At 56.7% G+C, this 23,247-nt stretch carries 26 protein-coding genes; 17 read left to right on the forward strand and 9 right to left on the reverse strand.

The genetic code is table 11. The features are described from left to right. The first annotated feature begins 72 nt into the window (after positions 1-72). From H6F57_RS21600 to H6F57_RS21610, 3 genes are all read left to right on the forward strand, one after another. The gene (locus tag H6F57_RS21600) at positions 73-525 is read left to right on the forward strand and encodes a hypothetical protein (RefSeq protein WP_190625998.1); all 453 of its coding nucleotides are present in this window, start codon (positions 73-75) and stop codon (positions 523-525) included. A gap of 120 nt (positions 526-645) precedes the next feature. Then, entirely contained in the window at positions 646-912 is a 267-nt protein-coding gene (locus H6F57_RS21605; RefSeq protein WP_190625997.1) for a TIGR02450 family Trp-rich protein, read from the forward strand. Positions 913-1,015: 103 nt separating this feature from the next. Next, entirely contained in the window at positions 1,016-1,342 is a 327-nt protein-coding gene (locus H6F57_RS21610; protein ID WP_190625996.1) for a DUF2973 domain-containing protein, read from the forward strand. A 112-nt stretch (positions 1,343-1,454) separates the two neighbouring features. Here the strand turns inward: H6F57_RS21610 and H6F57_RS21615 are convergent, their stop codons facing one another. Then, entirely contained in the window at positions 1,455-1,961 is a 507-nt protein-coding gene (locus tag H6F57_RS21615; RefSeq protein WP_190625995.1) for a DUF393 domain-containing protein, read from the reverse strand. 124 nt (positions 1,962-2,085) lie between these two features. Next, on the reverse strand, positions 2,086-3,012 hold the full coding sequence (gene crtB, locus H6F57_RS21620) for a 15-cis-phytoene synthase CrtB (protein WP_190625994.1): 927 nt from the start codon (positions 3,010-3,012) through the stop codon (positions 2,086-2,088). 458 nt (positions 3,013-3,470) lie between these two features. On the opposite strand from crtB, the gene glyA reads away from it, so the two are divergent. Both glyA and H6F57_RS21630 read left to right on the forward strand, forming a co-directional pair. Continuing rightward, positions 3,471-4,754: a serine hydroxymethyltransferase gene (gene glyA, locus H6F57_RS21625; protein WP_190625993.1), complete on the forward strand. Its 1,284-nt coding sequence runs from the start codon at positions 3,471-3,473 to the stop codon at positions 4,752-4,754. A 317-nt stretch (positions 4,755-5,071) separates the two neighbouring features. Continuing rightward, entirely contained in the window at positions 5,072-6,130 is a 1,059-nt protein-coding gene (locus tag H6F57_RS21630; protein WP_190625992.1) for an MraY family glycosyltransferase, read from the forward strand. Here H6F57_RS21630 and H6F57_RS21635 read toward each other — a convergent pair. Beyond that, positions 6,086-7,834, reverse strand: coding sequence for a glycosyltransferase family 39 protein (locus H6F57_RS21635; RefSeq protein ID WP_190625991.1), 1,749 nt, complete (start codon positions 7,832-7,834; stop codon positions 6,086-6,088). The genes H6F57_RS21630 and H6F57_RS21635 overlap by 45 nt on opposite strands. A 155-nt stretch (positions 7,835-7,989) precedes the next feature. On the opposite strand from H6F57_RS21635, the gene H6F57_RS21640 reads away from it, so the two are divergent. From H6F57_RS21640 to H6F57_RS21680, 10 genes are all read left to right on the forward strand, one after another. After that, on the forward strand, positions 7,990-9,312 hold the full coding sequence (locus H6F57_RS21640) for a competence/damage-inducible protein A (RefSeq protein WP_190625990.1): 1,323 nt from the start codon (positions 7,990-7,992) through the stop codon (positions 9,310-9,312). A gap of 127 nt (positions 9,313-9,439) precedes the next feature. Next, positions 9,440-9,571 carry a hypothetical protein gene (locus H6F57_RS28115; protein WP_255524794.1) on the forward strand — a complete coding sequence of 44 codons (132 nt, stop codon included), beginning with the start codon at positions 9,440-9,442 and terminating at the stop codon, positions 9,569-9,571. 159 nt (positions 9,572-9,730) lie between these two features. Continuing rightward, a complete protein-coding gene (aroQ, locus tag H6F57_RS21645) occupies positions 9,731-10,192 on the forward strand; it encodes a type II 3-dehydroquinate dehydratase (protein WP_190625989.1) in 462 nt (153 codons plus the stop codon). Positions 10,193-10,234: 42 nt separating this feature from the next. Beyond that, positions 10,235-10,825 (forward strand): tRNA-(ms[2]io[6]A)-hydroxylase, encoded by a 591-nt coding sequence (locus H6F57_RS21650; RefSeq protein WP_190625988.1) that lies wholly within the window; start codon positions 10,235-10,237, stop codon positions 10,823-10,825. A 9-nt stretch (positions 10,826-10,834) separates the two neighbouring features. Next, entirely contained in the window at positions 10,835-11,353 is a 519-nt protein-coding gene (locus tag H6F57_RS21655; RefSeq protein WP_190625987.1) for a GNAT family N-acetyltransferase, read from the forward strand. A 76-nt stretch (positions 11,354-11,429) separates the two neighbouring features. Further along, positions 11,430-11,981, forward strand: coding sequence for a pantetheine-phosphate adenylyltransferase (gene coaD, locus H6F57_RS21660; protein WP_190625986.1), 552 nt, complete (start codon positions 11,430-11,432; stop codon positions 11,979-11,981). Next, positions 11,891-12,715, forward strand: coding sequence for a DivIVA domain-containing protein (locus tag H6F57_RS21665; protein WP_199289614.1), 825 nt, complete (start codon positions 11,891-11,893; stop codon positions 12,713-12,715). The genes coaD and H6F57_RS21665 overlap by 91 nt, the downstream gene beginning before the upstream one ends. Beyond that, positions 12,712-13,338, forward strand: coding sequence for a Holliday junction branch migration protein RuvA (gene ruvA, locus H6F57_RS21670; RefSeq protein ID WP_190625985.1), 627 nt, complete (start codon positions 12,712-12,714; stop codon positions 13,336-13,338). The genes H6F57_RS21665 and ruvA overlap by 4 nt, the downstream gene beginning before the upstream one ends. A gap of 91 nt (positions 13,339-13,429) precedes the next feature. Further along, entirely contained in the window at positions 13,430-13,699 is a 270-nt protein-coding gene (gene rpsO, locus H6F57_RS21675; RefSeq protein WP_073609954.1) for a 30S ribosomal protein S15, read from the forward strand. Between the two features lie 179 nt (positions 13,700-13,878). Further along, a complete protein-coding gene (locus H6F57_RS21680) occupies positions 13,879-14,403 on the forward strand; it encodes a PAM68 family protein (RefSeq protein WP_190625984.1) in 525 nt (174 codons plus the stop codon). 349 nt (positions 14,404-14,752) lie between these two features. Here H6F57_RS21680 and H6F57_RS21685 read toward each other — a convergent pair whose 3' ends face one another. The 5 genes from H6F57_RS21685 to H6F57_RS21705 all read right to left on the reverse strand — a co-directional run bounded on the left by H6F57_RS21685 (position 14,753) and on the right by H6F57_RS21705 (position 20,397). Continuing rightward, a complete protein-coding gene (locus H6F57_RS21685) occupies positions 14,753-15,931 on the reverse strand; it encodes a hypothetical protein (RefSeq protein WP_190625983.1) in 1,179 nt (392 codons plus the stop codon). 245 nt (positions 15,932-16,176) lie between these two features. Continuing rightward, complete coding sequence (locus H6F57_RS21690; protein ID WP_190625982.1) at positions 16,177-18,276, reverse strand: hypothetical protein; 2,100 nt, start codon at positions 18,274-18,276, stop codon at positions 16,177-16,179. A gap of 78 nt (positions 18,277-18,354) precedes the next feature. Continuing rightward, positions 18,355-18,795, reverse strand: coding sequence for a hypothetical protein (locus tag H6F57_RS21695; RefSeq protein ID WP_190625981.1), 441 nt, complete (start codon positions 18,793-18,795; stop codon positions 18,355-18,357). Between the two features lie 130 nt (positions 18,796-18,925). Next, complete coding sequence (locus H6F57_RS21700; RefSeq protein WP_190625980.1) at positions 18,926-19,339, reverse strand: hypothetical protein; 414 nt, start codon at positions 19,337-19,339, stop codon at positions 18,926-18,928. A gap of 44 nt (positions 19,340-19,383) precedes the next feature. Beyond that, on the reverse strand, positions 19,384-20,397 hold the full coding sequence (locus tag H6F57_RS21705) for a hypothetical protein (RefSeq protein WP_190625979.1): 1,014 nt from the start codon (positions 20,395-20,397) through the stop codon (positions 19,384-19,386). Between the two features lie 584 nt (positions 20,398-20,981). Here H6F57_RS21705 and H6F57_RS21710 point away from each other — a divergent pair. Beyond that, the gene (locus tag H6F57_RS21710) at positions 20,982-21,848 is read left to right on the forward strand and encodes an MlaE family lipid ABC transporter permease subunit (RefSeq protein WP_242024820.1); all 867 of its coding nucleotides are present in this window, start codon (positions 20,982-20,984) and stop codon (positions 21,846-21,848) included. Between the two features lie 136 nt (positions 21,849-21,984). Here the strand turns inward: H6F57_RS21710 and H6F57_RS21715 are convergent, their stop codons facing one another. Next, positions 21,985-22,545, reverse strand: a complete 561-nt coding sequence (locus tag H6F57_RS21715) for a pentapeptide repeat-containing protein (protein ID WP_190625978.1) — start codon at positions 22,543-22,545, stop codon at positions 21,985-21,987. A 435-nt stretch (positions 22,546-22,980) separates the two neighbouring features. Between H6F57_RS21715 and H6F57_RS21720 the strand changes: the two genes are divergently transcribed. Next, positions 22,981-23,211: a hypothetical protein gene (locus H6F57_RS21720; RefSeq protein ID WP_190625977.1), complete on the forward strand. Its 231-nt coding sequence runs from the start codon at positions 22,981-22,983 to the stop codon at positions 23,209-23,211. Positions 23,212-23,247: the final 36 nt, after the last annotated feature.

Consider the following 23,247-nt stretch of genomic DNA (forward strand, 5'->3'; position numbering starts at 1 on the left):
TTCCCCCATTCCCAAGGGCCAAGATTGATGAAAAGATAACACCAGTGCCCGGATTCAAGAGATTTCTCCACTATGTCCGACGAACCTACTATGCCCTCCGGTCCCGGCTTCGGCCTCACATTTCTGTATTACTTTTCGGGCACTGCTCTGGTCACAGCTCTGCTAGCGGTCAAGTCCCTCGGCATTGGCTTAGACACCGGCTTGCCCAACCTATATGGCACCTTATTTGGCACTGTGGGCGGCCTCTTGGGTGCTTTTGTGAACCGCAGCACCACGTTAACCCTGCCGATCAACAGCCGCAAAACCTTCAAGCGGGAGCTAGATGCTGCCCTGGCTGAAATGGGCTATACCGAAGACACTGAGGCCAACCTAGAGGGCATCCTGGCCTACCGCCGTCCCTTCGTGCGCCAGCTCCTATCTGGCCGTGTGTATGTGCTGCTGAGTGAAAAAAAGGCCCAAATCAGCAGCCGGGCCGTGCACATGGGCGGCATCAAAAAACGCCTCGAAGCCAGCGGTATACGATAGGAGAGCGGCAAAAGTTTTGAGTTCTGAATTTTGAGTTTTGAATTCTTCTGATACAACTCAAAATTCAAAATTCAAAACTAAGCACTCAAAACTCCCTCCCCAACTCCCTCACTCCCCCTCATGCCCCGCAAGCAAAAGTATCCCCACCTGCTCGGCTCAAAATGGACGGCCTGCCAAAAGACTGAAGGCTGGCGACATTTTCAGGTAGCCAACCGCAAGCAGGATGGCCAGTGGGTATTTGCGGAGCTGGTGGCCTCCTGCGACCCCACAGTGAGGCTATGGGTCAATGCCAAACAGCTCAAAAATCGCGCCCTCTGGCAGCCAGGCTGGCAACCTCTCAACCCTTCAGCTCCTCAGGTTGAGGAAGACATCTTCTGGTTAAACTAGAGGTTATAAGGTACCGATGTTTGAGTTTTTGGTCTAGCGAAGCACGCCGACCTGAAACGCGTTAAAGTCAATACAGGCAAAGGTTCGCCAGAGGACAGCAGCTATGTGGCATGTGGTTTACATTATTGCGTTTGCGGTTCTGGCGATTATGGCGATCGCAAACTTGGTCAGAAACTTAATTTTGCTCGGCGGCAACGCCCGCAATCCCCAATCACCCAGGCCCTACGGCGGACAGCAGAATGCCTCAGGCGATCGGCCTATGCCCCATCCTGAGCTGCTTGACCAAGACGGCCAGGTAATCCGCGAGCCGCTGCTAGTGATGCGGTCCATCTCGGTTAAAGATGCTCGTGAGCAGCTCGACGCTCTCTACAACGGCAACGGTAGCGCCCTCGATGAGCCAGAAGATAGCGGCTCAGAGCCCGACCTCTAACGCCATTCTTTAAGCAGCACCCTTGAAACTCAAAGGCTGAGTTCCTTTCCGAGAGAACTCAGCCTTTTTGATACCTGCTTGCTTTTGCTTGAGAGGCTGGGGATGCACCGCTCTAAAGGCGGCAGCGGTTGGCAACCGACTCGGAACCAGGGTCAGTCCCTAGGGTGCTGCAACCTTTGGCTAGGCGGGCTTCACGCTCGGCCAAAATCGTCTTAAGGCTGGGCCTGCCGGTAACCGCTAGACGCCAGTTAGCCCACAAACCGTAGACCCAATCAACCAACGGGCCAAACAAGGGCCAACGGGTAGGCGCGTAAACCCAGCCAATGCCTAGAACGCTATACACTTGGCGAAACACGTCCACATTTTGAATCACGGTGCCGTCAGCCTTCACAGCATGGATGCGACCCATGGCCGTAGCAAAATCGACACCGCCGTTGTCTGTGGGGCTGTAGTCGTCAGCCGCAATGTCAGTAAAGGCGATCAGACCACGCCCGTTGTCTTGCTTGCGCAGAAAATTAACTTCCCGCAGACAGAGGGGACAGTCGCCATCATAGAGCAGCTTGATTCTCCAAGCGATCGCGTGGGGTGCTTGGGCAGAAGATGCAGCGGCGGTCGTCATAGGAGTTTGAAGCCAAGACAGTGCAAAGGAAAATAATCCCTACACATATCTTAACAACCTCGACCTTGGTCTGCTGCAAGGGCCATCAAATCTGATTCTTGCCTATTGACTAAGCGCCACCAGACTAAAGCACCCGAGCTTTTAACAGGGTGCTGGGTAAGGTGAGCAGCTTGCGCAGAGAGGGCACGTAGGCACGCTGGCTAAACACGTCGTAGCCGTTCTTTTCAATCACGTCCAAAATCTGGCGGTAGAGGGCCAGGGCAGACCACACAGGCCAGCGGGCGTCTTCACTTAGCAGCCCAATGCCGCTCTCTGCTTCGGCATAAAACCGACGGGCGCGATCGATCTGAAAGGCCATTAGGGCACGCCAGCGATCGTCCACAACACCAGCGATCAAATCAGCCTCGGTGTAGTCAAAGGCGGCCAGGTCTTTTAGAGGTAGATAAATGCGGCCTCGGCGGGCGTCTTCGCCCACGTCTCGCAGAATGTTGGTGAGCTGGTTGGCAATGCCCAGGGCGATCGCCTGGGGAGTGGGGTCGAGCTGCTGTTGCTGGCTCCAGGGGGCAGTTTGCAGTTGGGTATCAACGCCCATCACTGTGGTCGACATCAACCCTACGGTGCCGGCTACGCGATAGCAGTACAGTTCTAAGTCTTCGAAGGTGTCGTAGCGATTGCGGTGTAAATCCATCCGCTGGCCCGCGATCATGTCGCGAAAAGGCTGAATGTCCAGGGGAAACTGCTCCAGGGTATCCACCAGGGCGACATCTTCGTCATCCACTGGGCAGCCAGCAAAAATTGACTCTAGCTGCGACTCCCACCGATCCAACGTCTTCTCACTTGTGAACTGCGCCTGCGGCCCGTCCACAAGTTCATCGGTGCGGCGGCACCAGACGTAAATAGCCCAAATGGCGCGCCGCTTGGCAGGGGCCATCAGCATGGTGCCGGTGTAAAACGTCTTGGAATATTTCGCCGTGACGCGTCGGCACACCTCGTAGGCATCCTCAACGGAGGATAGGGATTGGATGGGGGGAGAATCCGTCAGTTGCAGCATTAATGACCCAAACCTGGAGAATATAAATCTCAAACCGACTACAGGCAATTCTGCTTAACCTAGCCTCTCACAACTGCACCCAACTTTGGCAAAACAGTTGAAATCGGCCCATTCCCCGAAGCAACCCTGCCTCTGCCGTTCTTAAAGATTATATGTTGCAATCCGTAACATTTGCCCGAAATTCCAAATGCGTGCTCTCTGTTTCCAGCATATTTAAGGGCTGACTACCCATTTGTAGGCCATTCAGATAAGATAATAGACTGCGTATTAAACTGCTTGCTTGATGCTCAGCCCCCGCTGTGGGTTCTCTTCGCTCCACTATGGGCTGCGCCTCGCGAAGCGATTCCTGAGAGAGTTGCAGGGCAGCAAGCAGCACCGTGGGGGAAGGCGCTCTATCGGCTACCCATTAACGGTCCCCTTTGTCTGTCTAGTTCTGTCGATTGTTGGGAGCCTTGCCCGTGCCTCAAACTAACTTTGATTTTCTGCAAGAGTCTGACCCGCTGCTGGCCAGCATTATTCAGCGCGAGTTGCAGCGCCAGCGCGATCATCTGGAGCTAATCGCCAGCGAGAACTTTACCTCGTCTGCGGTGCTAGCGGCCCAGGGGTCGGTATTGACCAACAAGTATGCCGAGGGGCTGCCCGGCAAGCGCTACTACGGCGGCTGTGCCTTTGTGGATGAGGCCGAGCAATTGGCGATCGATCGCGCCAAAGAGCTCTTCGGTGCCGCCCACGCCAACGTGCAGCCCCACTCCGGAGCCCAGGCCAACTTTGCCGTGTTTCTCGCTCTCCTCCAGCCCGGCGACACCATTTTGGGCATGGATCTCTCCCACGGCGGGCACCTGACCCACGGTTCGCCCGTGAACGTATCGGGCAAGTGGTTTAAGGTCGTTCAGTACGGCGTCAGCCGCGACAGTGAACAGCTTGATTTCGACCAAATTCGTGAGCTGGCGTTGGAGCACCGACCCAAGCTGATCATCTGCGGCTATTCGGCGTACCCCCGCGTCATCGACTTTGAGAAGTTTCGCGCGATCGCAGACGAAGTTGGCGCCTACCTGATGGCCGACATTGCCCACATCGCCGGTCTGGTGGCCGCCGGTCATCACCCCAACCCCCTGCCCCACTGTGACGTGGTGACGACCACCACCCATAAAACCCTGCGCGGTCCTCGCGGCGGCCTGATTTTGACCCGCGATGCCGAACTGGGTAAAAAGTTTGACAAGGCGGTGTTCCCCGGTAGCCAGGGCGGCCCCCTAGAGCACGTAATTGCGGCTAAGGCCGTGGCCTTTGGTGAAGCCCTTAAGCCTGAGTTTCGCACCTACGCTGCTCAAGTGATCGCCAATGCCCAGCGCATGGCTGCTCAGCTCCAGCAGCGAGGCATCAAGGTGGTGTCTGACGGTACCGACAACCACCTGGTGCTGGTCGATCTGCGCTCCATCGGCATGACCGGCAAGCGGGCTGACCAGCTGGTGAGTGAGGTCAATATCACGGCTAACAAAAACACCGTGCCCTACGACCCCGAGTCGCCCTTTGTCACCAGCGGCCTGCGCCTGGGTTCTCCAGCGATGACCACCCGCGGCATGGGCGAGACTGAGTTCACTGAGATCGCCAACATCATCGCCGATCGCCTGCTCAGCCCTGAGGATGCGGTGATCGCTGAGCACTGCAAGCGTCGGGTGGCGGCTTTGTGCGATCGCTTCCCCCTCTATGCCCACCTGGGCGGGCTAGTTCCGGCCCTGGTCTAAGGGTGTAATACCTTCTCGGGCAAGCCTTTGACCCGTGGGTTAGGCGTTAACTCCATGCAAAACCGCAGAAAGTTAGGGTTACCCCTTAATGATCTGTCATAATTGCATGGAGTTTTTGCTTATTTAACAAGACTCGGCCTATCCTATGGACTGTTTCGGGCCAAATACCCTTTGGCCTGGTTGGACTTGGTTCAGGGCAGCCCCTAGGGCTCCCGAAGTTGTTAGCGATGGCCAACAGAACTAGTTTGCTGGGGTTGGCCTGGGCTAGGGAGGTGGCTAGCCAGGAGAGAGTTTCTCCAACCATAGAGGGGAGTGAGATGCCGTTTTATCTGTATCACGTGTTGGCCTTTGGTATCTCCGCCGCGGTGGTGCTGGGCACAACACCGATCGTGCGCCGCATTGGCCTCAAAAGTGGGCGAGTTGATCAGCCCGGCGAACGTAAGGTACACGACAAGCCCATGGTGCGGTTGGGTGGGGTGTCAATTTTTATTGGTACGCTGCTAGCGCTGCTGGTCGTATGGTCCATGGGCGGCTTTATTGATGCTGCCGGAGCCCATTTGGCCCCGCCCCAGGAGTTTCAGATTTGGGGGGTTACCCTCGGCGGATTGGCCTTTTTTCTAATTGGCCTCACTGATGACCTGTTTGGCCTATCGCCCCTCAGTCGCCTGTTTATGCAGGCGGTGGTGGCTACCATGGCTTGGTATGTGGGCGTGAGCATCGACTTTCTCACCATTCCCTTCTATGGGCTCACCCAGCTGCCCGACTTCATCAGCTTGCCAGTAACCATTCTGTGGCTGGTGGGCATGGCCAATGCTATCAACTGGATTGACGGGCTCGATGGCCTGGCGGCAGGGGTATCCGGCATTGCCGCGCTGATTATGCTGGTGGTGAGTCTCTACATGAACCAGCCCGCAGCGGCGCTAATTGCTGCCGCTCTAGGCGGTGGAGCCCTGGGCTTTTTGCGTTACAACTTCAACCCAGCCAAAATTTTCATGGGAGATGGGGGAGCCTACTTTATGGGCTTTACCCTAGCGGGAGTCGGCGTCATCGGCTTGGTTAAAACGGTGACTACTGCTGCCGTACTGCTGCCTTACCTAATTCTGGCGGTCCCGATTCTCGATATGTCGGCTGTGATTCTCGATCGCCTGCGAGCCGGTAAATCCCCCTTCGTAGCCGACAAGCGCCATCTGCATCACCGGCTGCTTCAGGCGGGGCTGTCCCATCGGGTGACGGTGCTCTTTATCTACGTGCTGACACTGTGGGCCGGTAGTTTGGCCCTGGCGTTTGCGGGCATGCCTAGCGGCTTGGTCTACGCCCTAGCCGCCACAGCGCTACTCAGCTACACGGGCTGGCGGCTGCGGCAGCGCACCCGCTGAGGGGCCGTAGGGGTATTCGTAGGCCTGCCGCAAATTGCTAGCGCGATAGACGTGAATCGTTTCGGTCACTTCGCCGCCGCGCATGAGCGGCACTGTACCTAGCGGCTCAATACTCTCGAAGAGGGGCCGATAGCCGGCTACAATCTCGTCGTCTTGGGCAAAGCGATTCAACGTCATATAGAGGGCATCTTGCCCAACCCAGTCCTGGGGGTTAAACCAGTAGGCAAATCCGCGTGGGTCTTGGCTAAAGGCCGTCACCGGCAGATCGACTAGGGGATGAATAGCCATGGCAAAGTAGCCCCCTAGGTAATATTCGTTGGTGAAGACAAATCCCACTTCATCCAGGGCCGCTCGAATTTCGGGGATATCGGCAAACCGCCGCTTGAGCTGACTGGTGTCGATCAGTTCTGTAGAGCCATCCTGCGCGACGGGGACTAGCCCACCAAACAGGGCGTAGGTGCTCGGTTTTTGTAGAACGCCCAGCCGTAGGTGGAGCAGCGCCACCATCGACAGAGAGCCTAAAAACAGTCCCGACCCCCACAGCCAGCGGCGAATGAGTCGGGGGCGATAGCGTTGCCAAACTAGCACCTGAGCAGCTAGCAAAATGACGATGCCCCAGTAGCCTGGAGCAGGCCAGGCAGGCAAAATCTGCTGCTTGCCCCCCAGCAGGGTAAACAGCAGCATGATTGGCAGTGATAGCCACAGCACTAGCCCCCGTTTGTAGTGCTCCTGGACTGCGTCATCGCCTATGTTGGGGGAGTGCCAGAACAGCGCCTGCTTGGCACCCTGCCGCGCCGCCACCCACCACAGCGGAAAGCCAAACAGCGGAAACAGGTAAACAATTGACAGTAGCCAGTAGCCCACCATTTGTCCCAGGCTAAAGCCGCTGCTTTCAGTGCCCCCGTCAAATCGCATGCCCAGCTGAAAGCGAAAGGAGATCCAGTCGTTCTGACTGTTCCAGTACCACAGGGGGAAGAGCGTGAGAATGAAGAGGCCTAAAGCAAGCAGCGTCCAGGGCGATCGCAGCGCCGCTCGGTAGGGCCGATAGGCAGCACAAAATCCCACTAGACTAACGCCCAGCACAAAACCGTGGTACTTACTTAACCCCGCTAGAGCCACCGTCAGCCCCAGCAGCACAATGCGCCAGGTGGGCACGTAGGTTGTTTTAACTGCCTCGGAGCCCCCAGTGTGGCTGCTAGAGGGGAAAAATTCCCAGGCGGCCACCAGCAGCGTGGCGCTCCAAAACAAAATCAGCCCGTTGTCGGGAGAGGTGAGAATACCAAAGCCGATGACAAGCAGCGGTATCAGCGTGACAAGGGCCACGGTCATCTGCCCTACCGCCGCCGAAAACAGCCGTGATGCCGCCAGGTACAGCAGCCCCAAGCTGAGGCAGTAGAGCAGCAGCGCCCCTAGGCGAATGGTGAAAGGTGAAATGACCCCGGTGAGCCACCAGCCAATCCCGGTCGTGAGGGCCACCATGGGTGGATGGTCGAAATAGCTTAGGCTCAGGTAGCGGCTGTAGAGATAGTAGTAGGCTTCGTCAAACCCTGGAAAGAACCAGACCGCCACGATAGTGCGGTAGAGCAGGCCCCCTAACACGAGGGCTAGCAGCCCGGTGGCCCAGCCCGGTTTGCGATCGCCCCCTAGGGCGGGTTTTTGATCATCGCCCCCGGCGGCTCTATCCCCCTCGCTCCAACCTGCCATCGGGTAGCCTCCCCTAAACAACCAACGCGCGACATAATCTAGGGACTTTGCCAATGAGCCCAAGGGGCTTTTCCTGGCTTCCCTGCAATGGCCATAATGACACTATTGCGCCTCGGCCATCCCTTCCCCGGCCCATTTCGCCCTCAGGACGTTCTATGACCTCAAGCCCAGCGTTTCAGCCCTCCGAGACAGACTCGCCCGCTGGCACCAGAAGTGCAGAAATTATCTGCGTGGGCACTGAGCTGCTGCTGGGGGATATTCTCAATGGCAACGCCCAGTTTTTGGCTAAAGAGCTGGCCAGTCTAGGCATTGCCCACTACTACCAAACCGTTGTAGGTGACAACCCGGCTCGCATTCAGCAGGCGGTGACTACCGCAGCCGAGCGGTTTGCGAAGCCTTCCGGTGCGGAATCGCAGCTCCTGCTCTTCACCGGCGGTCTAGGCCCTACCCCCGATGACCTCACTATAGAGACGCTGGCTGACCTGTTTGGTGCCCCCCTGGTTGAGCACCCTAACCTACTGGCTGATATTGAGGCCAAATTTACCGCCCGGGGCCGAACCATGCCCCCCAGCAACCGCAAACAGGCGCTGCTGCCCGAGGGGGCGATGGTGCTACCCAACCCCCAGGGCACTGCTCCCGGCATTATCTGGTCGCCCCGGCCTGGCTTAACCCTAATGACATTTCCCGGCGTGCCGCGAGAAATGCAGGCAATGTGGAAAGAAACTGCCGTGCCCTATCTGCGCGCCCAGGGCTGGGTGACGACCACTATTGTCAGCCGCATGCTGCGGTTTTGGGGCATTAGTGAATCGTCTCTAGCAGAGCAGGTCGCTGCTTACCTAAGTCAAGGCAACCCGACGGTCGCCCCCTACGCCAGCAAAGGCGAAGCCAAGCTGCGCATTAGCGCGCGGGCCGACTCCACCACTGCGGCCCTGGCCAAAATTGAGCCGATCGAAGCTGGCATTCGGGCGTTAGTCGGCGCTGACTGCTACGGTGCCGATGACGATACGCTGGCCTCGGTGGTTGGCAAACTGCTGCGGTTGCGGCAGCAAACCGTCGCTGTAGCCGAGTCTTGTACGGGCGGTGGCTTAGGGCAGCTCTTGACCGACATTGCCGGCAGCTCTGCTTACTTTTACGGAGGCGTGATTGCCTACGACAACCGGGTTAAGGTCAATCTTCTCAAGGTGGATGCCGCTGTTTTAGAGGAGCAGGGAGCGGTGAGTGCGATCGTGGCCGAGCAGATGGCTCTAGGGGCTAAGGCGCTGCTGCAAACAGACTGGGCCTTGAGCATCACTGGCATCGCTGGACCAGACGGGGGCAGCGAGACTAAACCCGTAGGCTTGGTTTATATTGGCCTGGCTACTCCCGAGGGCAATGTGTTGACGTATAAACACGAGTTTTCTGGCTATCGGGGGCGCGACTGGGTGCGCCAGCTCAGTGCCCTCTCTGCCTTAGATGCTCTACGACGCAACCTGCTGTAACGTAGGTTGATCATTTGCTTCAAATGGCTATTATGTAATTATGGATAAATGCAGCCCCCATCTGGCCTAGAGCTGGTTTTAGGTAAGAGCAACCAGGGTGGCATGTGCCAGTAAGGAGTTTGCCCTAATGGACTACATCGAAAAGGCTCTCGAAAAGCTGAGCGACTGGGTTGATAGAGTAATTGAAGCTCTATTTGGCCCTGAGCATCAAGCAGAACCTGACTTGATTCCTATTCCGGTAGAAGAACCCCGCCGTTAGGGGTGCTCTTGAAAATTTTTTAACTAGAGTCTAGCGATGCTGTCGCTTGATATTATTCTTGAGTGCGGCACTCGATACTTAGGTTGTTGTGCTCGTACAGAGAATAAGCAAGCAAATGGTATTGCTAGCGTGAATATTAATACATAAGGACAACGATCATTGCTAAGGGTTCAAGTTGTTCACGGCCCAAATCTCAACATGCTGGGCTTGCGAGAACCCGAGATCTATGGTCGGCAAACTCTAGCTACCATCGAGGCGTCTTTAGAGACTGAAGCGATCGCCCTAGGCGTTTCATTGGATTGTTTTCAATCCAACAGCGAAGGGGCGCTTGTGGACTGCATCCAGGCGGCCTTTGGGCAAAAAGATGGCATTTTAATTAATCCTGGGGCTTATACCCACACTAGCGTGGCCCTTCGAGATGCGATCGCAGCTGTTGGCCTTCCCACCGTTGAGGTACATCTCAGCAACATTCACCAGCGCGAGGCCTTTCGCCATCACTCCTATATTGCTGCGGTGGCCGTAGGCCAAATCTGCGGCTTTGGCGCTGACAGCTATCGCCTAGGGCTGCACGCGCTGGTAAAACACCTTAAAGACCGGCATCAAGTGCCCGCAGATTCTTAGTGGTTTAGACTGAGATCGGCGCTAAACCCTCTCCGAGGTTGCATGGCCACTGCCACGATTAAATTTTTAGAGATGCCAACCTCCCAGGCGTGGGTTGAGCAAGCTCTGGCTAATCTAGACGTGATTTTGGTCGATCACGCCCAGTGTGAGCGCAAGGCGGCGGGGGTGGCCATGAGCTTGATCAACCGCTATCCGTCAGATGCTGAGTTAGTGAAAGCGCTAACCGCGATCGCCCAAGAAGAACTGGCCCACTTTGCCCAGGTCAACCAGTGGCTGGAGCGCCGCGATATTCCCTTTGGCCCCTTGCCGCCACCTCCCTATGGAGCCGCTCTGCATCAGCAGGTGCGCTCCGTCGAACCCCATCGTCAGCTTGACGTGCTGCTGGTGTCGGCTCTGATCGAGGCCCGCAGCCACGAGCGGTTAGGACTGTTGGGCCAGCACTGCCCCGATCCAGAATTAGCCCAGTTTTACCGTAGTCTTATGGCTTCAGAGGCTCGCCATTATGGTGCTTACTGGGTATTGGCTACCGGGCGCTTTCCCCGTGCTGAGGTAGAAGGGCGGCTAGCTGAATTGGCCGCTGCCGAAAGCGAGATTTTGACTCGCCTTCACCCCCAACCCCGCGTTCATAGCTAGAGACGTTCGATGCCGCTAGAACACCGCAGCACCTTTGGCCCTTACCTAATTCGCAGTTGGCAGCCGGGCGATCGCGCCGCCGCCGTTGCCGTCATTGGCGAGGTGTTGCAGGAATACCGCCTCACCTGCGAACCGACCGACAGCGATCGCGATGCCCTAGAAGTAGAAGATTGCTATTGGAAGACGGGTGGCGAATTTTGGGTAGTGGAAATCGACGGCGTGCTGGTTGGTACCGCTGGCTATCGTCCTACCCAGCGTGGGGATCGCGCGGTGGAGCTGCGCAAGATGTATCTGCTACCCCAGGCGCGGGGGCAAGGGCTGGGACGCTACCTGCTTAGCACGCTAGAGTCTGCTGTTTGGCACCGCGGCTTCACCGATATCTGGCTAGAAACCACCTCGGTGCTAAAAGAGGCGGTAGGGCTGTACGAAGCCAGTGGTTATGAAGCTGCCACTGGGGTCGAGACGGCTCGATGCGATCGCGTCTACCGTAAGCGCCTGCCTTCCCCAGCCAACCAGGCCATCGGGTAGAAACACGGGCCTAAGTCTAATGGCCAGAAGTTAGCTATAATCGCCACATTAATTCTGGAATACTGGCTAGACAGCTTTGATTGCCATCTATCCCGGCAGTTTTGACCCCATTACCTTGGGCCATTTAGACATTATTACCCGCGGCAGTCGATTGTTTGAGCGGGTGATTGTGCTGGTGTCTAGCAACCCCAACAAGGTGCCAATGTTTTCTACCGACGAGCGCATCCAGCAAATTGAGCGATCGGTGAGGCATCTCAACAATATTGACATTGACCACTACGATGGTCTCACCATTAACTACGCCAGGCAGCGCCATGCCCAGGTGCTGCTGCGAGGGCTGCGAGTGCTCTCCGATTTCGAAAAAGAGCTGCAAATGGCGCATACTAATAAGACCCTAGCCGATGATATTGAGACTCTTTTCCTATCGACCTCCACAGAGTACAGCTTTCTTAGCAGCAGCCTGGTCAAAGAAATCGCTCGCTTTGGCGGCCCTATCGACCACCTTGTTCCCCACCATGTAGCGCGAGACATTTACCAATGCTACGCCCAGACCCTGCCCGCCTCAATGCCCAGCCCCGCAGCTCCCAGTCCCGCAGTGCCGGTGCCCAAGCCAATGGATTGTCTGTAGAGGCGACGGAAACGAAATCGGACTTGCCTAACCCCGGCGACATTGATATTCAACAGGAGCTGAATAAGCTCGAAGAGCTGATTTTGGCCAGTCCCCGGGTGCCCTTTAGTGGTCGTACCCTGGTCGATGAGGATCAGCTGCTTGACCAACTCGATGCTATTCGCCTCAACCTGCCGCCGGCCTTTCGCCAGGCTGTGCAAATTTTGCAGCAGCGCAACAGTCTCCTTACCGAAGCTGAGCGCTACGCCCAAGAACTGATCGCCGCTGCTGAGCAGGAGGCAGCCCAAATACTCGATGAGCTTGGCATCGTGCGCCAGGCCGAGCACATGGCCCAACAGGTGAAAACCCAGGCCCAGCAAGACTGCGATGGTCTGCGTACCAAGGTAATGGGTGACATCGAGCAAATGCAGATTCAAGCTCAGCGCGAGTGGGAGGCCCTGCGCCAAAAGGCCCTAGACGAGCAAGACATGATTCAGCAGGAGGCCGATGGCTATGCTGATCAGGTGCTCTCTAGCGTAGAGCAGCAGCTCTCGCAGATGTTGCGGATTATTCAAAACGGGCGCAGCCACCTTCAGCCGCCGAAAGAAGCCCCAGTACCTGTTCCAACCCAGCGGCCTAAATCCAATAAAGGTGGGCCGCCCAGTGCTGTGCCAGCAGCCCCCCGTGTCGATGGGGGAAGCGATCGCTCTTCAAATCGCCCTCGTCCACCGCAAAAGTCTGACCCCTCTGCATGATCAGCTATCTCAAGGGGGTGCTGGCCGATATTCAAAAGCCCGGTAACCACAAAATCATCGTTACCTTAGATGTCAATCAGGTGGGCTACGACATGCAGGTGCCTGCCCGCCAACTGTCGCAGCTGCCGCCCCTAGGGGAGGTGGTGCAGCTCTTTAGCCACCTCTACTTTCGCGAAGACCAGGCGGTATTGTTTGGCTTTGGCCAGCGCCAAGAGCGCGACTTGTTTCGGCTGCTAATTAGCGTCAGTGGCATTGGTCCCCAGATGGCTTTGGCCCTAATCGACACCCTGGGCGAGGCTGAGCTGACCCAGGCAGTAGTTAGCGGTAACACCCGTCTACTGTCGCGTACCCCAGGGGTGGGCAACAAAACCGCCGAACGCCTGGTGCTGGAGCTTAAAACCAAGTTGCAAGACTGGCAAACCCAGTCGGGGGTGGGTCTAGTGCCCGATGCTGGACCGGTACCAACCCTCTACGAAGAGGTCGAGGCTACGCTCAGCGCCCTGGGCTATAGCCAGAGCGAGATTCTCAAGGCGCTTCAGGCCGTGGGGCGTAGCTCTACTTTGCAAAAGACAGCGGATCCAGAAAGCTGGGTGCGCGAGGCGATCGCCTGGCTCAGTCAGTGATCCTCTGCTTAGACTGATGGTGACCGCAGACCCTATGCTATAGTGAAAAATCCTGGCTCAAAATTATTCTTCTAGAGAAGTTGTCTTTCCCATGACTCTGTTGCAAGCGCGTAAGCAGGAACTTATTTCCGACTATCAGGTGCACGAAACTGACACCGGCTCCGCCGATCTGCAGATTGCTATGCTCACCGATCGCATCAATCAGCTGAGCGCCCACCTGCAAAAGAACAAAAAAGACTACTCGTCTCGCCGTGGTCTGCTCAAAATGATTGGTCACCGCAAGCGCCTCATGGCCTACTTGCAAAAGCAAGACTCCGAGCGCTATCGGGCGCTGATTCAAAAGCTCGGCATTCGCGGCTAGGACTGGTCTGTCAAGGCTAAAGCTCATGCGTAGACTAGAGTGGGCTAATCTAAGCTGATAGTTGCAGTGGTTAGCTCACGTCAAACCTATAAGTTATTTGTCCAGGCTACGCATCTAGGCTAGGCGATCTAGCAATTGCAGCCTGGTCTCAAAATTGTCTGTTGTTGTCGTGTAGCGCTATGGCCCCTGATTCGTCTCGCAAGCGCCTGCCATTTGAGCCTCGTAAGAGCGCTGCTAAGCCTGCCGAAGAGTCCAAAAAGGCTACTGCTAAGCCATCTCCTGCTAAAGACACCGCTCAGAAATCAGCTTCTGCCAAAAAAGCTGCTCCTGCTAAGCCGGGGGTGGTTTCTAAAAAGAAAAGTGGCGGTAAGCCGTCGGCCAGGGCAGCAACCGCTATTCCTGAAGTGGTGAGCGATCGCATGCTGCGGCGCATGCTAGCCTTTTCTGGTGTCCCAACCGGGGCGGGAATACTAACCTTTTTTGTGAGCTACTACTTGGTGGTGAATCAGGTAGTAGCGTTGCCCTCTTACTTTGTGCTGTTGGTCACCTTGGGCTGCTTTGGCCTGGGGGTAGTGGGTCTGACCTACGGTGTACTGTCGGCTTCCTGGGATGAAGATCGCCCCGGCACCCGGTTAGGCCTTGATGAGTTTCGGCTTAACTTTGGCCGTATGACCAGTGCTTGGGGTGCCAAGTCGGAGCGTTAATGTTGTAGATAGACTCTGGCTTGGCTGCGGGATAATTCCCGCAGCTTATTGGTTTTCCCTAGTTAGACAGGGTTAAAGGCTGTTTTCTCCAACGATGCTGCCTGGTTTTGTGTTGGGCATATCGAGCTGTTGAAGTGGCCGAGCGGCAGCAGCTAGCAATAGCTGAGCAATGTTAGGACAATGTATACTGAATCCTGTCTGTATATCCCGCTTTGTAGGGACATTGCACTGCAATGTCCCTACGGAATATCGATGGCGGATCGGGGCTTTGGGAGTTGGGTTGGGTATTAGGCTCCGTAGCTAAGAGTTGGCAATCTTTGGTCCTATGCTATGGCACCTGACCGATTGTTCAAGGCAGTTTCTCACTGTTTGGTTCGAGAGACGCTTGCATAATTTGCTCAAGCTGCTCTTCCATTGTTTTGAGCATCTGGCTCAGCGCCTCTAGCGTTCGCGCCGAGGGGGTTTCGATGGTGAGCGACTGGCGAGCCCGCTGGCGAATCTCGAAAATCCGTTTTTGTAGGGTTTGGGCGACGCCGAGGGCATCTTCTCCCATCTGTTTGATTTGCTGCTGTTGATAAAATTTCAGCGCCGCTCCTCGCAGCACTTGAAGGGTGGCTTCTTCGCCGTGGGAACCTGCCATCAGTCGCAGGCGCAGTAGCACGCGCTCGCCTTTGTACAGCCGCTCAATGTCGGCATTTTTGGGCTGGGCAGTTGGCAACAGGGGCAGGTGCGTCAGCCGCTTGAGCTCGTTGATGATGCTTTGAACCTGGTCAAGGCTCAAGTTCTTTAGGGCAGCTTGAACTACGCCGTCTCTGCTCCAAAGCACTTGGCCGTGAGCGGGTCGCCGTTCTATATATAGACGCCCAATGCCTTCGGTTAATATCTGATAAAGCAGTGCCTGGGTGAGCTTGGGGGGCGACAATCGATGCAGCTGATCGAGGGGCACCTGGCTGAGGATGGGATCGAGGGCAAGGGCCAGTGGCTGAGACTCTGGCTCAACCACTGGAGGTGGCTTAACCACTGGAGGTGGTTCTACAGGTGCAGGTGGAGGAGCTGTGGGCCGGCTGGGTGTCGGAGCGGGGCGATCGCTGTGCAGATCTTCAGGACTGTCAACGATAAAGGTCAGAAACTCATCACCCTGGTTTTGGGTGTGGGGTGGTGCCTCAATCTGTGGCTGAGGCCGTGCCTTTTGACGAGAGGCGTAGCTTAGATACTTAGAAAGCATCTTGCGCTGCCAGTCAGAGGTCACAGGCCATGACTTCACCGAGCAGTGGATGAATGAGACTTGCTTGCGGGCGTATTCTGTAGCAACAGTGTCGGACGGGTTGACCACGCCGAGGTGTAGGCAACTCGACTCTACCGAGAGCGGAATAATTTCGTGGTAAAGGCAGGCTTCAAAGGGCAAAATGCTATCGATTAGAGACAGCATTTGGGCCACGTTGAGGCGGCTATCAACAGCCTCACTGCCGCTTTGTATGTCTAGGGCAGAAAGGTCGTTGGCTAAAGCGTGGGTCTCGGGCTCCGGCATGGGCCTGGCAAGTTAACGATCAGGATTCCCCTATGCTAGGCGCGAGGCAAGACACAGGGGTAGTTTCTTAAGATCAGCCTATTAATCTTTATGGGAGGCTTTACCCTTCCACTGGTTTGTCTACTCTAACCGTCTGAGAGCTGATGCTGCTAAAAAAGGGTTTGTTAAGAACTAAAACGCTGACAGAAAAGAGTTTCATAACGTTGTCATCAGTGCTGTGATCATCTGCCTGGGTGGCATAGGGGCTACTGTACCGATGCGCCTTCCCTAGCCGTGTCTGGGGTGATGACCTCGCTGGGGAGCATTGGTAGGGCGATCGCCTCTTCGCCTGCGGTCTGTACATCCGCTGGGGACGTCTCAACCGATAGATCGTCGGTACTAACCTGCTCAAATCCCAGGGGTTCCTCCTGCGCTGGGACGATCGTTAGGTCAGCCGGGCTAGGGTTCTCTAGGGAGGGTACCTGGAGTTCGGTAGCTGGAACGGCATTGCTAGATCCAACCTCAGCAGCCCCTGAGGTTGGATCTAGAGTCGGCAATAGGTCAGCTGGGGTGGCCGTTGGGTTGGTTAACGCCTCAGCATCTTCTTGAGATATAACCGCTGCTGGCTGTTCGGGCGCTGGGGCGCTGGATTGGGGCATATAGACTGTGCTGTCGGGAAATGCCCCAGGTATTGGGGATGTAGTCGTCACTGGAGCCGCAACGGGTTGACCGCCTTCTTTGGCATCGGCCCAGGAGGGGGACGCGATTTGCGAAGCGCTCCGAGCTGGAATCGCAGCGGCCTCCGCTTCTACCTCATGAGCTAGGGGTGCGATCGCCAGCGGCGTTGCCTCTGTTACAGCCTCGGCATTGCCGCTATCGGCAACGGGGGCTGTTTCTAAAGGCATTAGCCCTTCTGGGTTGACAAGGTTTGCACTGCCGTCAGATGGCTCCTCTGGGAGAAGCGGCGCAACGCCGTCATCACCGGTATCAGCCGTGGGAGAAGGGGTATCGCCTCGGTTGAATAACAGGTTAGCAATGGAGGCGGTCTGAGGAGAGGTGCTGCCCCCAGACGGAAACGCAGCCTGAGTGAAGCGTTCGACGGTGACCTGCCACAGCGCTGCCAAGGGATCGGTTTCTGGCGCGTTCTGCTCAGGCACGGCGGCGATCGCCTCGTTGACCGGTTCAGCTTGGGCAACAGGGTCGCTGGGGGAGGTCCACATCTGTAGCACCTCGTCTACAGGCTCCGCTGCTGCGATCTCTAGAGCGATCGGGTTTGCTGGTTCGGGAGCGGGGCTCAGCACCCAAGTCTGGGCATGGAGGTCAGGGTTTTGGGCCTCGTAGGCGGCGATCGCCTGGGCGACAGCATTGGCGCGGCGCTGCTGATCGCGACGAATGCTGGGTTCTGTATTGCCCAACCCAGGAGCATTCCAGCGTCCGGTGTTGGGATTGATGTAAGACCGGGTACGGGCTACTAAAATGGCTTCCGGCCCCTCATAGCCGTTGGCCTTAGCTTCGGCCAGCCGCTCAATGTAGCCCACCCGTCCAATCGCGGCCAGGGGTGACTGGTTCGCCAGATCTAGCCCGTTGAGGGTTTCTTCAAGGGTGAGATTGAGGCCGTGTTTAAGCGCCCTTTCTCGCAACATATCTCCCTGGTTCTGAAGCCGTGCTAGCTGCTTCTGATCGGCTTCCGCCGGAGTTTTGGCCCCGTGCTGATACGAAAATGTACCCATATTCCACACGCGGTTGCCAGGATCAGTGTGGCCAAAGTAGGCAGGATTAATGGCGCCATTGGGGGTGCGGGTGCCTTCAGCACTGCCCACGGCCCAGGCCACCAGCGAGTCTGAATGACCTTCGAACAAACCCGGCAGCGGGTTGGCTAGAACTTTGGGCTCAGCTAATTTGGCCTGGGCCATAACCACTGCGCTCGAGGGCTCCAGACCAAAATCGAGGGCTAAAAGCGGGGTTTCTTTGGGGAGTTCGGCCTGGGGCTCGGGGGCGACCGGCGGGGGAGCTACTGCCACCATCACGGTGGCCTCGGGCAACGGCGGGGCCGGGGGCAGCAAGGCTGTGGCCGACGTGCTTTCGTTGAGGGCAACAGCGACCCCGCGCCGATACACCCCAGTGGGCAACTGCTGGGGTGAGTGATAGCGCATGGGCGGGTTGGCCGCCTGGGCTGGAATAGGCAGAGGGTGACTGGTGACATCGATCGCTGGGGCAGCGACCACAGTTTCGGCGGTGGGGGGCTGCTCGGCCCACTGAGGCTGGGAGAGCTCAAAGCTGAGAATGCCGTCGTCGGCCCTCACGGCGGTGGGGCTAAACAGGGCCAACAGAGCACTGGCGGCTAGGAGAGTGGGATGTAGCTTCATGGGGCAGCGGGGGGGTAAATGGCCGAACATATTTGGGCTGAGGCAGGAGTCGGGATTTTGAATAAGGAGTGGTTGGGCCTAGAACGGCAGGCGTGGCGGTGGTCGATTGAGCGATCGCTCCAGCACGCGATCGGAGGGCTCGACCATAGCCCAAGAGCCATCGGGCTGCCGTCGCAGGGTAGCAAAGTGAATGTAGCGCCCGCGCCCCATAACGTCTCCAGCTTCAATGGGTCCCAAAGGGGGGTGGCTAACACCGCAGTAGCGAAACAGGTAGGCCGGTACCTCTGGGGTCGAAAAATAAATACAGTTAAATCCCTTGGCCGCTAGCTCTACCTGTCCGGTAAACGGAGCGCGTAGCTTGGCACCCTCTAGCCGAATCGAAATATCGCCCAGGCTGCCGGTGACCAACTGCCCAGCCACGCGATCGCCCGACTCGATCTCCCAGGTCTGCTTCAACACAATCTGACGGGGCACCGTTGGCGTCAACCTGCCGCAACCGCCTAGACCTAGCAGCAGCATGCCTAAACCTAAACCGAGGACCAGCCGGCCAAGGGAGCGTCGACCCAAGCGCAAGAACGGCTGAGAAAACTGACCTCTCGCCCAAGGACCTAAAGATCTCCAGCCAAAGTGGCCAATTAGCGGCAGGGCGCTATTGAAACCGAAAGCGGTAGCCAGCGTACTCGTCATTTTCGTACAGAATTACTAGCTGAACGGTTGGATCCCACGCCATCGGATATGCTTCGCGCTCTGAGACCACCCCAGAGCGCACCTGGAGCTGAGGCAGGCTACAGTAGGGCTCGGCAACGATCTTGCGCACATTTTCTTTCGGGTCACGCTCGGGCACGACCAGCAGCTGAGCGAGCTGCTCACGGCTCAACTGGGCCGTGCTCTGCACAATCTTTTCGCATCCCTCAGCGCTCTGGGTACCAGCGGACTGCAACCAGCCGCCCAGCTTCTGATCGTCGATGGCCAGTAGCCCAATGGCCAGAACAATTGCCCCCGCAACAAAGGGCTTGGCGTTTGCCAAGGTGATTTTTTTCCCCTGGGGATGCGTTGGAACCATCAGCTGCCTCCTTGAAACTCAGTGAAGAATAGAGCTACACCGCGCTAAAGCTGGCCGCCCACAACCAGCCCTAAAACCAGCAAAAACACTCGAATGGCCGGGCCGAAGGCCAGATTGGGGGCCAGGGTGGCTCGGTAGAGGGCATAGGCTGTGATCGCGGTAATCACTGCCACCGCCACTGACCAAAGGGCTGGAAAGGCAGCCAGTAGCAGATTCAAAGCCAGGCGACCGATGACGCCGCCTCCAAGCCACAGCACCCCATCCACCACAGACAGAGACGCGCCTCGACTCGGATGCCCTAGGGGAGAATGGGTGACCGCAGGCTTAGCTTGCTGAGGGGCAACAAAGCGGGCGATCGCTAAACCAGCATCCCAAACGGTACGGCTCAGGTGGGCAATGATCTCGGAGGGCTCTTGCCCCAGCGCAAACAGATCAGAGGCTAGAGCACTCCACTGGCCCCGACTCCGACGTTTGGAAGGGCCATAGGTGGTGCGCAGATGGCTAGCTAACTGGTTGACCTCGGCTGAAATAGGATTGCGAGGTGCAGGGGATAGGTTGGGGCTAACGGTGCGGTAAGCCAGGACAATATTGCCTTGGTGATCCATCTCGGCTGAAGCTAAGACGGCCCGATCGGCATCGAGGTAGGGAGGTGCCACCGGCTGCCCCTGGGCGTTGGCAATAGGATGAGCGCGGGTCAATCGAGTCTGGATCAGCTGCATTTCTGCGATCGCCCGTTCTTGCTCGGACGACAGCTGATTAATCTTCTGGGCCATGGCGTTCAGGCGTTTGAGGTAGACTTCCACGGGCGGTGCTCCAGCGGATGGGTTGGCCGTTAGCCCGGCTCCCCCCGCCTGTTCAGAGCGCCATTGCAGGGCATCAATAGCCGTAGAAAAATCTACGCTAGGGCGTGACGGCCCTCCAGAGCTGGCCTGAGCCCCTCGACTCGCCGTGCTAGGCAGCGATGGTTCACTGGCCCAGTCAACCTGTACGATCGCATCGCTTTGGCTGAGAGCGTTGACTGTGTTGGTGAGTTTGGTTTGAATGCTTTGAAAATCCATTGCTTAGTAACCTGTGGAGAGCAGCCAAAAACCATCAACCCCGCCCTTCAGCTCAAGCTGACCGGTGTAGAGCGATCATTGGCGATCGCCAGCCACCTGGCTTCGGTGCAGTCCCGAAGAGAAAGGTGATACAAGTGTACCATATCTATTTCGGATGCGTACTAAAAAATGTACTAACTGCTCTAGCTCAGAGAAGTTGGGCTTGGCGGGTTCGCCTCCGGTAAACGTTAATGCGACTGAAGCAGGGGCGGCACCGGACTGCCCCCTTAAAGACCGGTTTCGCTTCAAAATGCCGCCAATATTGTGAAAATTATCCGAAGAAACCTCAGTAACTCAATCAGGCTCTGTAAATTGGGGGCAACTGGGTGACGATTTATCACAATTGCCTTTGATGCTTAGCTCTTGAAACCTCGGCTGCGCTGGCTTGGGGCGCGGCATTAGCGCTGTTGAAGCCTGATTTTGTTCTGGGATTAGAAGACATTTTTGTCGTCGCTGCCGTGCCTAATAGCTCCACAGAATTGCCCCATTAGGGCATTCTGAGCTTGGTAATTTGCCTCAGCCCATCTACCCTACGAGTTGTTGCCATGGTTAAGGCCTACGACAAAACCTTACGGCGTTCCCTTGCCCTACCGGAGCTGGCCAACTCCGGCTGCGGCCCCCGGCCTAGCCCCCGAGCGGCAACGACGGTGCAGACAAAATCTTGTCCTTATCACATTGTGATGGCCTGCTTTTTGGGCGGTCAGGTGCTCATGCGCATTTTGCGCGGCCGGGTCAATGGTCAGCGGACTCTAGAGCAAATGGTTGCGGCAGGGCCGTTGACCCTAACTCCCGTGCTGCTGACCAATGTGTTTGCCGGCATGATTTTTACCGTGCAAACCGCCCGCGAGCTGGAGCGTTTTGGGGCCATGCACGCCCTAGGTGGGGCTTTTGCTATGGCCTTTTGTCGAGAACTGGCCCCCATTTTGACGGCGGCTATTATGGCCGGACAGGTGGGCACAGCCTACGCCGCTGAAATTGGCTGCATGAAGGTAACGGATCAAATTGATGCTCTCAAGGTGTTGCGCACAGACCCCATCAACTATCTAGTGGTGCCTCGGGTGGTGGCCTGCTGCGTGATGCTGCCAGTGCTTACCGTGCTGGGCCTCGTGTTGGGAATTGTCGGCGGGGCTGGGGTAGCCTTTTTGCTCTATGAAATGCCGGCGGGTCAGTTTTTAGACTCAGTGCGATCGCTAATGGTGCTCAACGATCTCATCGCTGTCTTGATCAAATCGGTTTTGTTTGGGGCCATCGTCGCTTTGGCAGGCTGCACCTGGGGGCTAACGACCACCTGTAGTCGGTCGGTCGGCCGAGCTGCGACGTCTGCGGTGGTCACCACTTGGGTGGGGCTGTTTATGGTCGACTTCTTTTTGTCGCTGGTGTTATTTGGCGGTGCCGGGCTAGCGCCGCACTAACCCATGGCTGGCTCAGGCCGTGTTTGGGCGATCGCAAAAAACGGGGGCAACCAGCGGGCGTTCAGTCGTCTCAGGCTCCTTTGCCAAAACCGCCTAATTTTTGTGGCGGCGACCGTCCGGCTCAACTGCTGAAAGACTATTCTGTCCCAGCGGGCAGCATGTCAAAACGGTAGTCTATGTAAGTGTTGTCGGGCATCATGGCTCCGATCAAGTTAGCGCCGTCGAGGTCAGCGTTGGTCAGGTCAGCTTCGCGCAGATCGGCTCCCTGGAGATTGGCGTGGCTGAGATTAGCGCCTCGCAGGCAGGCCTGTTTAAGGTTGGCACCGCACAGGTCACTACCACTGAGTACGGCTTCTTTGAGAATAGCGCCCTGAAGATTGATGCCGGTCAGCCTGGCTCCCGAAAGTAGAGCGCGGTTGAGCTGAGCACCAGACAAATCGGCCCGAAAAAAGTCGCTGCCGATGAGGTTGGCCCAGTTGAGTTTGCTCTTGCGCAAAATGCTGTGGGTAAACACGCCCCCTGGCATAAAGGCACCCGATAGATTCAAGCCTGAGAGGTTGCAGTCAATAAATTCGACAAAGGGCAGCTTAATGCCCTCTAGCGATACATTCCGCAGGTCTAAATGATGAAACTTGATCTGCCCACGGCTGTAGTTCTGGGTGAGCAAGTCAAGGGAGTAGCGCGTGTAGGCATGCATGGGAAGGCCGTTGAGAGAAGGCTAGGTTGAGCGATCGCAGACAGGCGATCACTGGGGCGTAGATGACCATGTGCCTAGTCGACTGCCCTAAACCCTTGTAATGAGAGACTTTGACGCATTTAACCCTGGATTTTATCCTAGACGTTTTTGCAGAGCTTATACCCAATGCGCTTTTAATATTTGTGTCCTCCTAGAGCCTTCCTGTGGTTCATGTAGACGCCTTAGCAAGGTTAAGGGGGCTATAAACTCCGCTTTTAGCAATTCGCACAAGCTTGTTAGCATTGCTGATTCAATCGTGACAACTTAATTTGACATTTTGTTACATTTCGTTTACATTGAGTTACATAAGCGCAATGCATCTACGTAGATCGCATCGCTGAGTTAGGTGAGCGGCGCGTTGTGCGACTGTCACCGTCCTGCATTGGAGGTTTATTTATGACTGCCCTATTGATTTCTCTTTTTGTCATCGGCTGGGTTGCTGCTGCGCTGATCGGCACCCAGGCTTACTTCCGGGGTGAGCAAACCAAACCAATCCACGAGCGCAACTGGCGTTCTGATTCCTTTGATCAGCTGGCTCAGTCTGTGACCGGCCAGTCTACCGACTTCGGCGATCGCGTACCCGCCTACAGCGGCGATGCCTTTTCAAGTAACGTGATTCCTAGCTAGTAGATAGCCTCTGCTCCTTATCTGCTAGCGGTATTA

The organism is Leptolyngbya sp. FACHB-60, from assembly GCF_014695775.1.
Lineage (GTDB): Bacteria > Cyanobacteriota > Cyanobacteriia > Phormidesmidales > Phormidesmidaceae > Nodosilinea.